Source organism: Pseudomonas cyclaminis (assembly GCF_015163715.1).
Taxonomy (GTDB): Bacteria; Pseudomonadota; Gammaproteobacteria; order Pseudomonadales; family Pseudomonadaceae; genus Aquipseudomonas; species Aquipseudomonas cyclaminis.
The window spans coordinates 1-14,559 of record NZ_JADDUM010000316.1 but is presented as its reverse complement, the minus strand read 5'-3'; the positions used below and the strand labels follow the sequence as shown (position 1 = coordinate 14,559).

Below are 14,559 nucleotides of genomic sequence, written 5' to 3'. Positions count from 1 at the left end.
ATTTTTAACCCAGTACATCCGACACAACACCGGTCGGCCCTAAGGCCGCCGCGCTCTTGCTTTTGATCGGGAATCGCCCCGTCAACCACGATGGCCGGGATTCCGGTCTTCCAAAAGTGAGCCGCCGTTACCTAACCAACGGATATGTACTCAATACCCACCAAAAAAACGGGGCAATCAAAGATCACCCCAAAAGTCCAACGAGAGGCCCTTCAAACCCACCTACAACGAAATCTGCTTGCGCTCCTCATCCGTCAACCGCGCCCGCGCCTGTTCACTCAACGGCCCCGCACCCAACACCTGCACCGGGCTGTTCGGGTTATACCCCGACGTTTTCTGCCCGTCTTCAGGCCCCCGCTGCACAGGCTCCGAACCAAAACTCAACACCTCCACCGTCACAATCGAAGCCCTGCCCTGCTTCGCCGCCGCCTGCTGACTGCGCGCCGCGTCTTCTGCCGCCTGGGACGCCGCCGCCCCCGCGGCGCTGGCCGAGCTCATGGCCCCAGTGTTGACGGAGGCCGTAACGGGCACCCCGGACGACTTGCCCTGGGTCTGGATATTCGCCGCGTTAACCACCCGCAAGGCCGCGATGTTGACGTTACCCGACACCCGAATCCCCGCCTCGCCCGCATCGATGGTGCCCAACGGCGCGATCAGGTCGATGTCCCCTGCCGGCACTTCCGGGATGGGGTTCAGCGTGGCGATCCCCGCGCCGGTACTCGGCACCGACGGCGACAGGCCCACGTTGCCCCAGTTGTCATAGACGCGCTTGGGTGGCGTATACACCACGGTGGTCTTGGAGCCACGACCGGCGTTGATGTCACCCTCGGCGGTCCAGCCCATGATCGAGCCACCAAAGGTGGTCATGATGCGGCTCTGCCCCAGCAGGATGCTGCCCATGGAATACAGCTGAATGTCACCGGCACCCTGGGTGATCACACCCGCCGTGGCCGGTGGCGCCGCGCTTCGATGCCGAAGGTCTGGCCGCCGCCGGGGGTGAGCATCTGGATCGAGCCGCCGGCATTGGTGTGCACGCCGGAGCCGTTGAACAGGGTGATGTCGCCCTGGTAAGTGATCGGGTTGCCGGCCACGTCCTTGGCCGGGAACAACGCCGCAATCGCCGCACGACCGCGCAGGTAACTGCCCTCGCGCACGCCGCCGTCCTGGTTGTACTCGCGGCCGGCAGCCTTGAGTTCAGCGAAATACACATCACGGGCGAACACCCGTTGTTGCTCGGCGGGCAATGCGGCGTAGTAAGCGCGGGCCTGCGCGCTGTCGCCGGCAAAACCGAAGCGCTCGGCCAGCCAGGTGGCCAGTTCGTCCTCGTAGGTCTTGGCCACCTTGCCGCCCAGCAAGGACTCGCCCGTTTGTGCCTGGTTGAGCGGGTTCAGGTAGGTTTCGATGAACCGCTGGTAATCCGGCCCGCTGGCGCCGACACCCGCCTGCATGACGATGCTCGCGCCAGGGCGGTTGTCACCCGGCAACACCGCACCGAGGCTGGTCACGCTGTGCTCGCCGCCCGTGCCTGTCAGCAGGATGTTGCGCCCGGCCGACACTTCCAGCAGGCCAGGGCCGGCCACTTGGAAGTTGCTGTAGAGAATGTCGCGACCCGCAGACACGATGGAGATGTCGTTGGTGTTTTGGTGAATGAACAGATTGTCGCTTGGCGCCGCCACAGCAAAACCATCGGTGCCAAAGGTACGGCCACTGCTGACGATATCCCGCCCGGCCATCATCCGTACCGCGCCATTTCCTTCATACCAGGTCTCACCTTCATGCACTGCCCCGGCGCTCTTCTGGAAGGTGATGATCCGACCGCTGCTTACCCCGATCAGGTCGCCGTCCATCGCATAAAACCGTGCGGGTTCAGCACTGCCTGAGGATGAAGCCGCCGTGGTGCCGGCCCCGAATGCGAACAACGCCAGGTTGCTTGCGTTACCCGTGATCGACAGGTTACTGGCGACCACCGCGTTGCCAACCCGGCCTTGATAGGCAGGATTCCACGGCGTCGCCATCGCGCTGTTCGCCGTGCCGGACTGGCTGACGGGCATGCCGCCGGCGTAGATCGAGTCCTGGGCGAGGAACTGCAACTGACCGTTCTCGCCAGGCGCCAGCAGCAAGGGGTAGCTGTAGGTGTTGTCACCGTTGGTCTGCGCCTGTGCGGCTTTACCGTAATACAGGCTGCCGCCCGCTGCGGTCGCCCTGAGAATGGACGGGTAGACCACCGCCAGGTCGGCCGTCGCCTCGGAGCGGCTGAACGGTGTCAGGTTGCCGCCCAGTGAAAACAGATCAATCGCCGTGTCTTTGGTCCACAGCGTAAACCAGCTTGAACCGCTGCCGGGTTTCTCGGCTTGCACAAAGGGTGATACGTGCGAGAGCTGTACCCGGCCCGGATCTTCGACGTTCTGCACCACCAGGTCACCCAGGGTTTGCAGGTTAAAGGTGGCGTCACCGGGCACCAGGGTCATGCCGCCACGGGCAACGCTTCGCGTGGCCACCTGGGGGTCGAACGCACGGGTTTCGCCAGGGCTTTGGGTGGGGGCGATGCTGCCATACAGCAAGTCGACGCTGCCCACGCTGGTACTGCGCAACTGCACATCGCCGCGCAGGTTGACCAGCACACCATCACGATGATCCGCCGTCGCGGCCACGCTGGCCGGGTTCAGTGCGCCACCGATGCGTACGCGCAAATCGCCGCCGCCGGTCAACTGCTGGCTGCCATCGCTGGCAATCCGGCCCGTGCTGCCGACAGCCAGGACCAGGCCCTGGCTATGGGGGTTGGCCCCGGTGCCATTGAGGTCGTAACCCAAGGTATCCAGCACCCCGGCGTTGCCGCCGACGTTCACGTCCAGATTGCCGCCGCCGAGGGCGCCGAAGCCAGTGAAACCGAGCATTTTGTCTGCCGCGGTGGTCGCGGTGTAACTGCCAAAATTGATCCACCACGCGGTAGGTTGAGCTTGCCCGCCCGTGGCGACATCACCACTGCCCTGGCGCCACAGCCAGTTGCCGACCGCCGCCGAGTCCACCCCGGCATCCTGAGGGTTGGGGCGCGTCCGGCTGGCCGTGGTGCTGGTGATATTGCCGGTCAGGTCACCGCCGACATTCAGGGTCACATTGCCCCCCGCTTCCGGGTACCAGGCCCGGTAGCGACTGGTGGGTGAGCCGTTGACGAACTGTTCGAAGTAGCTGCCTGGATCGTTCAGTACGGTGCCGGACGGCTGCGCCTTGGGCAGGTTGTAAGGATCGCCGGCGAACGTGCCAGTCGATGACGTGCCCGCGGTGTACACGCCGTACAGCGAATCCATGCTCAAGCTGCCCGCGCTCAACAGTTCCAGGTCGCCGCTGCCGGTGCGGATCACACTGAAGCGTGTACTCGAAGGCGTCGCCCCGTATTCGGTCTTGCTCTGGGCCGCACAATACTCGGGAGCAATGGCGCACACCTCTTCCACCGTCGGCAATTGCAGGCTGGCGAGGAACTCATTGGTGATCACCGCCCCCACGGGAATAATCACGCCGGACTGGTTCAACAGGTCATCGGCCGCTTGCTGCGTCCACACGTAGGTGACTTTGATCGCGCAATACTCCGGCGCGCCGGCACAGAAATCTTCAATCGACCCCAGGCTCAAGTCATTGAGCAATTGCTGGTCGATAGGGTCGCCCTCTTTGATGTCCAGCCCGGCCTCGCTCAGCACCGCCACCGCTGCGGCGGTCCAGGTCTGGACGCCCTTGCTCGGCAATTCCTTGGCATACATGCCGTAGTGATTGTCCGCCAGGTGAATATCACCGCTGCGCGGATGGGCTTGCAGCAAACGGCTGTCCGCCGCCTCGGTGTCGGCACCGGCCACCAGGCGCAACGACCACGACTGGGTGCCTTCGGCCAGCATCGGCGAGATGGCCCACACCTGGCCGGCGTCGCCGGATACGCCGACCCGCAACTGCACCGAGTCCGCCCCGTTGGGCAACTTCACATCGGTGCCGGCGGGGATCAGCGCGCCCTTCGGCAGGGCCTTGCTGCCACTCAGCTGCACACTGTTGTTGGCCAGGCTCGCACCGTGCACCGTCGGCAGCGGCACACCTTTGGGCCAGATCATGTCTTGCAGGCGGGTGCCTTGGGTCAACAGTGTCCCGGCGCCCAGTTGGGTGCCCGCCACCAGGGTCTGCGCCTCACCGAGCAACGTACCGGCGGCGAACAACAGGTTGCCCCCGGCATCGCGCACATCAGCCGCCAATACACTGCCCGCCGGCAGCACCACGTCCTGGCCCAATGTCGCGGCCACCGGCAAACGGGTGCCGGCGCGACCGTCAGGCCCTTGATCGGCAGGTCGTAGTTCAGCGTACTGCCTGCCGGGAAGGCCGTGCCGTCCGCCAGGGTCACGCCGTTGCCCGGCACCACGATGGTACCGCCGCTGAAGTCCACACCGGGCAGCAGCACCCAACCCTTGTCGTCCTCGGACAGCGGCGGTTTGGCGAAACCATCGTTGATGCTGCCGTAGATATTCAGGTCGCCGCCGGCGCGCAGGGTCAGGCTGCCGGACTCACCGGAGCCGTAGACCGTGTTGTCCTTCTGGCTAGTGGGATTGAGGCTGGCGTAGCGATAACCGGACAAGTCCAGGTCGCCCTGCACCACCAGGTCGCCGTCAGGGGTCTTGCTGACGATTTCCACACCGGGGCGCAGGTGGAAGGCGTCGGCGTAGGTGGCGTTGTTCAAGCCAGCGAGTTTGTTTTGCGTCAGGTGTGTGTTGAGCAAGGCAGCATCGATGAAATCAACGGCCAGTTGGTGCTTCTTATCCAGATAATCCTGGGTGATCTCCTGATACGGCCTGCCACTGGCGGTCGGATCGTTTTTCTGCGGTGCATCGTCGTAGGTCGCCATGCCGTTGAGGGTGATCGAGCGCGCGCCCTGAATGGTCAGGCGTCCGCTGGCGTCGATTGCCACGTCATTGCCGCCCAACCGGGGTGCGTTCAGTTCCAAAGTACCGCGATTACGTCCGTCATTGCCGACAGCCGCGCCGGTACCGTGGCGCAGGTCGATGCGCACGCCATCGGCGAGGGTCAGTTGGCCGCTGCCGGAGCCCAGCACCACCATGGCGCGGTTCGGCGAGTCGATGATCTTGCCGTAGCTGTCCACCCGCAGCTTGCTGCCGTGGGCGTCGAGCACTGCGGTGCTGTCCAGGGTCAGGCCGTTTTTGCCGGCCAGGTTGATGCTGCCCACGCGTTCACCGCTGGCGTCCACCAGGCCGGTCACGCGCAGGCTGCCGTTGTCCACGGACACGCTGACAGTGCCGGCCTTGAGCCCGTTGCCGATGGTCAGGTCGCCCTGCTTGAGCTGGAAGCTGCGCGCGCCGAACACCTCGCCCTGGTTCAGGCGTTGATTGAGGTCGGCAAACTGCTGGTCCAGGGCGCCGCTGCTGCCCAGGCGCTGCGCCTGGATCTCCACGGTACCGGCCGTCTGCGGCAACGCGGTGCCACCGGCGTTGTAATAACCACTGCTGCTGCCGAGGATCTTGCCTTGCAAATCGACGATGCCGCCTGCCGCATCCGTCGCCACTGCCCGCAACTTGCCGGCCTGGTTGTGCTTGGCGGACAGGTCGATGGTCGAGCCCGCCGCCTGCAGGATATTGCCGCTGCGGCTGTCGAGCAGGACGTCGCCGCCCCAACCGTATTGGGTCACATCGTTGAAGGTGATCCCACGACCGGCCACATCGATCAGCGCGTCATCGGTCAACAGCACATCGCCCCGCGCACTGAGGCTGACTTTGCCGCTGGGCAACACCACCGCACTGGCCACACGAATGCTGTCGCCTTGCAGGGACAGCGTCGCGCCCTGGCCGCTGGCGCTGCCACGGGGGCCTGCCGAAGCGCCGATATCGATCGCACCGCCGGCCTTGATCGTGTTCACCGAACCGGCCTCACCGGTCATCAGCGGGGTGCGGATGGTCAGGTTGCCGCCGCTGTACTGGAAGCCGCTGACCGGGTCATAGGCGCCCTGGCGCTGGTACACCGACAGGCTGCCCTTGTGGTTGGCGGTGATGCGCTCGCTGGCATTGAGGTTGACGTTGGCAAAGCCCAGGGCCAGGCGATCGAAGCTTTTCACGTTGCTCGGTTGACCAAAGTCGCCGTAGCCAAACTCGATGCGTTCGGCATTGATATCCAGGCGTCCACTGCCGGTGCCTGCGCCGCCCGTCACCACCGCGCCGGGTGCGTTGGTCGCGCCCAGCCAGATCAGGTTGGCGGTGTGAATGGTCGCCACATCGCTGGCACCACCGGCGCCGTACATGGCCGGGGTGGACAGCATCAGGTTGCTCAGCAGCGACTTGCCGGTTAGCGGGTCATAGGTGTCGAGGCTGGTGCTGCCATAGAAGTTAAAACCGTCACGCGCCGACAACTGCAGGGTCTCCAGGGCCGGTGCGCCTAGTTGCGTATCGCCGCGCAGCAGGCGGTCGAGCAGCGCCTGGTTAAGAGTCAGGCCGGCTGGCAAGCGGTTGGCGGCGGCTGCGGCGGCGAGGGCTTCGACGCTGCCCAGGTTGATGGTGCTCACGCCCAGGTTGAGGTGACGGGTGCCATAGCGCACCTGGTCGCCGAGTTGGAAGCTGCTGTCGGTCAGGGCCACGATGCTGCCATCGGAATACAACCCGGTCTGGCCCGAGCATGCGCTACTGCCACAGGCGCCCACGTTGATACCACCGCTGATCACGCCAGCGGGCTGGACGGCACCGACCACGTTGAGCAACCCGTTGGACACCGCGAGCATATTGGCAACCTGGTAGATAAAACCATCGCGGGCATCGTAGCTGGCGGCGCCCTGCCCCAGGGTATTGATCGAGGCGCCCTGCTCGACCACGATGGCGCCGGTGTTGCTCACCAGGAACACTTCGGGCGCGGCCAGCGTGGCGCCCGCACGCAGGGTCACATTGCTATTGGCGGCATTCACACCCGATGCCAGGCCGATGAAGTTACCCGACTGGCCATACTCCACCGCAGTCAAGCCACCCACCATCAGCCTTGAGGCACCGATGGCATTGAGGGTGTCGGCTTTAAGGGTAATGCCGGAAAATCCGGCGGTCGCCGAGGCGTCAGCGGCGACCACTTCGATACCCAGGCGACTCGGGTCCAACACCGCGACCGTACCGCCATATCCGCCCGTCGCGGCATCAAAACGTCCGATACCCTCGAAGGAGAATGCATCCGCGCCCTGGCCGGGGCGCAGTGCCAGTTTCAGGGTCTTGGCGTCGACTTCCAGCAGCGGGCGCGGCACGCCTAACCTGGCCGCGTCGGCTTTGGCGAACTGGGCGTAACTGGTTTCGTTGTATTGGGAATAACGGCGCAGGGTGTCCGCCGAGGTCAGGATCAACTGGCTGGCGATGCTGTTGCGGATCCCGGTGTGGGCGATCGACAGCTGCCCGGCCGTCGACCACGAGCCATTGCGCATCAAGGTGGTCGCGGCGTCGCTGCCGAGCCCCGCCAGGCCATTGATCTCCACGCGAAAGGCGCCGGGCATCAAGGCATATGTCGATGGCATCAAGGTGTAGGTGCCCGCCGGCAACCCCGGCACACCCGCGCCAATAGTCACCTGCTGGCCAACCAGCGGCGCCACGGCACCGCCCTCGGCGGCCGCCGGCGCGCGCCGGGTTGCACGCCCGGCACAATGGCGTAGATCGGGTTGGTGGACAGCCCCGGCAGCACAAACCCGCCGTTGGCGCCAAATTGCACCAGCGGGTTGTAACGCGCATCCGTGGAGCCGCCGCGCCCGGAAACAAAACCGGCGCCGAGCAGCTCGCCACCGCCCGAGAGGTCCAGGATGGCATCCGACTGCACCGCAACCGACTGGCCGCCCAGGATGACGCCGACGCTCAAGTCGCTGTTGGTATTGGCCAGTCCGCCCTGGCCAAGGAATGTCACGGTCTTGCCGTTGTAGGTGTAGACCTGCCCGTCCAGCGTACCGCCATAGGGCAATACCAGCCCCTTGCCGCTCACCGAGGTGACGCTGCCCGGCAGCAATTGCACCAGGCTGCTGCCCATGCTGCCGATATCGATCAAGCCCAGGGGCGCACGCACCACGCCGCCTTGCTTGACGGTGGCAGCGCCCAGTTGCAGGCGCCCGAATGCCGAATACGGCAGGGGCGCGTCCGTGCTGCCGACGCGGCCAATCGTCAATGTGCGCAACGGATCAAAGTCCAGGCCCAGATTCAGCGTCGTTGATTCGCCAAGGTAGCCAGCGATCACTCGGGCACTGACGTCCGAGCCTGGGTACACCTGCGCCGCCCGCAGGGTCATGTCGCCCTGGGTCAGCAACTGGGTACTGACCCCGGTGATGATGTCGTTTGCGGAGGCGCCGACCAGAAAGCGCAGATCGCCCTGGCTGGTCAGGTTGACCTGGTCGAAGCCACGGCGCTCAAGGCTCGCCAGGCTATTGTCGGCGCTGTACAGGCTGCTGCGATTACCGAATATCACGTTGCCGCGCACTTCCACCAGGTCGCCGTCGGCATTGAACTGCGCCTCGGTTGCGCGCTGGGACGGCGCCGGCAACACCGGTACCGGGCGCACGTACAAATCCTTGCCGGTCTCGGGCGGCGCGAGGTAGCCCGCCAGCAACAGGTGCGGTGCCTTGAGGTTGATACGCGCATTGCCCGGGGCGTTTTCACTGAGCCCATAACCACGGCTGTAAAGGCGCAGGCTCTGGCCCATGTCCAGGCTCACATCGCCGTCAAAGCTCAGCAGGCCATTGCTCAGCAACGCGAGGTTATCGAAGCCGCCGGCAGTGACTTGATCCACGCCCAGGCGGCCATGCCCGTACTCCAGGCTGTCGCCCAGCGCCGTCGGTTGATGCACCTGGCTCACGACCAGGTCACGGACCTTGAGCACTCGATCGGTAAGCCCGGCTTTCTGGTAATACGGGCTCTCCAGCACCAGGTTGAGACTGCCGCCCGCCGCGCAACACCACCGGCGTTGGCGACCAGGCTGCCGTCCAGGTACAGGCCATTGTTCGAAGCCAGGCTGATGCTGCCGCCATTGCTCGCGACCGGCACCACGCCCTGCCCTGGAATATTCAGCAAGGCCTGGCTGCCGGACGCGTCCAGGCGGGCACCGTCGCGCACCACCACGAACAAGTCGCTGGCCGTGGTCAGGCCGGTGTTCAGGTCCAGGGTGCCGCCAATACTGATCGTGCCGCCGTCGCGTACCACGCCGTAGGTGCGCCCGCGGTAGTCCACCGCCGTGGCCGCACGCGCCGCCACGTCGATCAACGCCTGTTCGCCAATTCGGATCGAGCGGTCATGGCCGATGGCGTTCACCGCCTCCGAGGCGCCAGTGGTCACGCCGCCCAAGGTGACGCTGCCGCCCCAGGCATTGAGCGTACCGTCGAGGGTCAATTGCCCAATGCTGCGCAGCTGGATGGCTTGGCCGGGGTCGACGTTGATCACCGCGCCGTGGCCCACCGTCAGTGCTGTGCTCGCCATCTGCGCAGCGCTGGCGAAGACCGTGCCGGCGGTGAGGCTCAAGCCGGCGCCTCGGCGCTGGGTCAGCACGCCCTTGGTGGCGTCCTCCTGGTACAGCGGCGGCGTCCATTGCTCCAGGGCCGTGACGGGATCGCTGCCCGTCGGCAGCGTGGACGCTTGCGCGCCCAAGCGATAGGTCGGCACGCTGACATCCACTTGGGTGCCGTCGGTGACGATCAGCCCTTCGTTGCCCGTAATGTCGTAGGCCGAGAAACCCTTTTTGAAAAAGTCGCCGGCCAGTTGCAGGGTGTCGCTGTCCACCGCACCCGCGCTGTCGCCGATCTGCACCTTGCGTGCCTGCAACGCCAGGGTACCGCCGCCGTTCACGCCGTAGCCGCGCACCTCGCCATCCAGGGCCAGGGCACCGAGCGCACCCAGCGTCACGCTGCCGCCCTTGCCGCCGGTGAGTTTGCCGTCTACACCAAGAGTCGCGCCGGAGGACGCATCCACCTCGCTGCCGGCCGCCAGGTTGACGTTGTTCGAGCTGCGCAACGAGACCTTGCCGCCATTGACATACGCCACGCCGGTGCTGTTGGACGGGTCAAGCAGCAGGTTGTTCCAGCGACCACGGGCATCGAGCTTGACGCCGGCCGCGACATTCACGCTCGAACCCCCGGCCAGGGTCGTGTCCTCGACCGCACCGGCCTTGAGCGGGTTGACCTGGCTGAGGATGTTGCCGGCATTGATGCTGCCACCCAGGGCCGTGAGGTTGGCGTTGATATCGACCTTCGGCCCGAACAGGGTGATGTCGCCTCCATCCGCCACGCTGAGCGCGCCATTGACCGTCACCTGCTGCCGGGCCGCGACCTTGATTGCGCCCAACGGGTTGCCACTGAGCTGCCCGCTGTCGAGCAGGATCTTGCCCTGGCGCTCCTGGGGCAACGCGGTGGCGAGGTCCAGGCCATCGGCGATTTTTTCCAGGTTGCCGTCGAGCGACACCTCGTCGGCGTTCGCCCCCAAGGCGTAGCGCAAGGTGCCGGTGGTCTTGTTGTAGATCGGCGTGTATTGGCCAATGATCAACTGCGCAAGCTGGGCCATGGCCTTCTGGGACTGCTGGTAACCGTCGAGGTTGATGTTCGGCGCCTGGGTCTGGCGATCACCCTGGAACACCGCGCTGATCATCTGGCCTTCCAGCACCGCGCTGGCGGTGCTCACCACCAGCTTGCCGGCGTCGCGCCCCACGGTATAACCGGCCTCGTTACGGCCTTGCGGAGCAATCATCGGGTTGTAGTAGTACTCGGTCTGGCCCCAGCGAACGCTGGTGTCTTCATAGCCCTTGTAGATACCCGAATAAAGGATGTCACCCGGCGCCTTGGACAGCTCGTACAAGCGCCGATCCGGGCCCTTGAGCCAGGTTTGCCGGATATAGCCGCCTTGCACATCCACCGTGCCGCCCGACAGGTTGATCTGCGCGCCCTGCTGGGTCACCACGTCCTTGCCGGTAAACGTCACGGTGCCGCCCTGGGCCATCCATTCACCCACCGAATGGCCCTGGGTGCCAAGGTAGCCGCCGACTTCCAGCAGACCGCCAGCGGTGTACCAACGGTCGGTGGCATAGCCATTGGTACCGGCCGGGACAAACACCAGGTCGCGCAAGTCCACCCACACGTCGCTGTTGATCAGTTGCCCATTGTCGCGGTTGACCGGCGCATCCCGCTGTTCGTTGCCCTGCACGTTGATCTTGATGTTATTGGCTTCCATCGACACCTTGACGCCCACGGCGCCCGACACGTCGATCATCGCGCCATCGCGCACCAGGCTGCGCTGACCGGCACTGACCGCCACCTGGCCGCCGGTGGCGAGGGTGATCGAGCCTTTCTGGAAGTCCACGGTGCCGCCGCTGACGATCTCGATGCGCGACTGGTCAGTGCGGTCGGCCACGGCGCTGAGATGGTTGAACTGCCCACCGATCAGGTTGGCGGGCGTGCCGTCAAGCTTGATCAGGCCGTTGTCCTTCTGGCTGTTGAGGGCGGTGCTGGCGCTGGCGTCCAGCAGGATCGCGGTGGTGCTGCCCTCGCCCAGGGTGATGCTGCCCGTGGTGTCGCTGGCCGAATTGAGCAAGTGAATGGAGCCACGGGTGTCCACCGAGGTGCTGGCCAGGGCCACGCCGTTTTGCTGCACCTGGTGCCCGGTCAGGGTGACGTCGCCGGTAGAGGCCATGATCAGGCCGTTGTTGATCACCGTGCCCGCCGTGCTGCCAGTTTTCAGGCTGGCGGCGACTTCATTGCCACGGGTGGTGGACCGCTCGTTGCCCGCCGTGCCCACGCCTTTGCGGATGTAAAAACTGTCGCCGGCGGCCAGGGTGGTCTGGCCCTTGGCGGTGATGAGGGTGCCGGCGTTCTCCACTTCGCTGCCGAGCAGCAAGGCATAGCCGCCCGCGTCGGTGGAGGTGGCGGCGTTGTGGGTCTGGATCAACGCACCGCGCTGTACCTCGACCTTGCCCGCCGCGTCGGTGAACGTCGGTTGTGTGCCATTGGTGTCGACATAAAGGCCGCGTTGGGTGAACTGGTCATCCGTGATCGTCGCGGCCGCCGCCACCAGGTTGCGCACATTGACCTGGCTGGTGCCGCTGAAGACCACGCCGTTACGGTTCATGATCATCACCGTGCCGGCGCCCTTGATCTGGCCCTGGATCTCGCTGGGTCGTGAATCAGGGTCATTGACGCGATTGAGCACCGCCCAGGTCGACTGCTGCTGGAAATCCACGGTGGTGTTGCGCCCGACGTTGAAGGTCTCCCAATTGAGGATCGCCTTGTCGGCGGTCTGCTCAATGCTCACCGTGGTCTTGCCACCCGCCTGGGTCTGGGTCGGTGCCTTGGCGTTGGTCCAGCCCTGGGTCAGGCTGTTATCCACCTGCAGGCCGCCCTTGCCGAGGCCATCGGGAATCGTCGAGACCTGACCGAACGCCGCTTGCCGACCGGCCGCCTGCGCCGCCTGTTGCGCCGCAATGGCCGCGACCGTGGTGTTGAGCGTGCTGATGGAGCGCGCCAACTGCTGGTTGACCCGCGCCTGCTGGTTCAGCGTCGGCACCGACGGCATCTGCCCCGCATTGATCCGCGCCGCCGTCGTCGCCTGGGTCGCCCCCTTGGCCGCGAACCAGGCCGGGCTGAACGCCGTCGCCGCATGGGCATTGCCCGCCACCACCAACAAGGCAATGACCTGGGCCAGAGGCTTGAGGCGCAACACAGTCTGGGCGTGCGAGCCCTGGGCATTCAGCTTGAGCGTGGGTGTGCAGCGGACCATCGGGAATCTTCCTTCTTTGTAATCGCCAGGAGCAAGACAGGCTCACGTATGAGGGTTAGGCGGTTGGCGAGTGGCGGGACTGAACTTCTGTCATGCAAAGTTCATAAAGGGCTGCTAGCGCAAAAAAAATCAGCAACGGCACGGGCCGTTGCTGATCGGTGTTGCGGGTCGTTGAAAGCCTGGGTTACAGCGGACGACCGATGGCGTTGCAGACGCTGGTGTTACCGATGCCTTGAGCGCTGGAAGCGGTGGCGAAGGTGTCACGCACGGCTTTTTTCCAGTTGGCTGGCAACGGGACGAAGCGGTTGTTGTTGATGGCGGTGTCGTTGTTGATCAGGTTGCCGTAGTGGCGGTTGAAGAACGCACGGACCTGGGTGGTCTGAGTGGCGTCGGCGTAGCACTGGCTGAAGATCACGTTAGTGAAGCCCAGGATCGGGTAGCCGCTGGACGGGTAAGCGAAAGTCGCCGGGCCGCTGGCGGTAGCCGCGAACACCGGTACCCAGTTGTCCTGGTTGGTCGCGTCGATGAACGAACCATCAGCACGGGCTTCGGTTGGCGCAGGGATCTGGCCAATGGCGGTGGAAACGTTGGCAGGCGCAGGCGAAACACCGCCAATCTTGGCCACTTTGGTGGCGTCATCCAGACCGGCCAGGGTGGTCGCCGCGTAATCCGGGCTCATGTAGGTGATCGCGCCATCTTGCGCGTTCAGGGCGGTCATTACGCCTTGGCTGCCGGTGGCTGCCACTGCGCCAGCAGGCAAGCCTGCACCGTAGCTGGACGAAAAGGTGGTGGTCACGGCGAACGGTTGCGTCTCAGCGCACTTGGCGTTCAGGAAGCGGGTGAACAGTTCGGTGGTACCGCTGGACTCGCTGCGGTAGATCACTTTGATCGCGCCAGTGCGACCCGCACCCGTGATCTGGCTCCAGTCGGTCAAGCGGCCCGAAAACACGCCGCACAGTTGGTTCACGCTCAGATCAACCGCGTTGGCACCGGCCTTGTTGAACGGAATGGCAACCGAAGTGGCCACCGAAGGCGCCTGGATCAATTTGCCCCAGGTCGGTTGTTTGTTGGTTTTGTAAGCCAGCAGCTCGGCCGCCGTCAGCTTGGAATCGCTGCCTGCCCAGTGCACGTTCTTGTTGGTCACGCCAGCCACGAACTTGGTGTAGTCGTTGTTCAGGAACGCCGACTTGCCGTTGCCGCTGCCCACGCCGATGTAGGCGGCGAAGCCAGTGGTGAGGACGCCGGAGGTCTGGTAAAGCGGCTGTGGCAGAGTTGCGCCGCCGCCGTTGATGTCAGCCATTGCAGCCTGGGCCGAGCACAGTGCAGCGAGGGTCATGGATACCGCGAGAACGTTGCGCTTAAACATGAAGAATCTCCTTTCGTCGTGTTTGTACGTTTGGGGTAGATGGCTCTTGCATGACGCCATGGCTTCGGTCCCAAGGCCGTGATGCGGGGGTGGCCGGGGGTGAAAACCATGGAGAGAAAGTCGCAGTTTCCGATGACAGATGTAGGAAAAAACCTCGGGAGGAACCACTTGATTTTAAAAAGATTCTCGGGTGTTTCGGTCATGATTTTGAGCGGTTTGGCGGCACATGACGGCGAGGTTTCAGCGTGGGTTTCGTCAAGGCGCCACGGGCTGTGACGAGAGGCCTGGATGTGACGGAATGAGGAACCCGAGGTTGGGGCTGGCAAGATCGGCCCGCCCCAAAATCAACTGAACAGACAAGGTCCAATGTGGGAGGGGGCTTCTGTGGTGAGCGGGCTTGCCCCGCGCTGGGCTGGCGCCAGAGCCCCATCAAGCCGCCCCCGTTTTTCCAGACAA

At 64.7% G+C, this 14,559-nt stretch carries 1 protein-coding gene and 1 pseudogene; both read right to left on the bottom strand.

The features are described 5' to 3' along the window. Positions 1-222 precede the first annotated feature (222 nt). Positions 223-12,737, bottom strand: a pseudogene (locus IQK56_RS29310) (filamentous haemagglutinin family protein). 184 nt (positions 12,738-12,921) lie between these two features. Next, positions 12,922-14,103, bottom strand: a complete 1,182-nt coding sequence (locus IQK56_RS29305) for a substrate-binding domain-containing protein (protein WP_122309860.1) — start codon at positions 14,101-14,103, stop codon at positions 12,922-12,924. Positions 14,104-14,559: the final 456 nt, after the last annotated feature.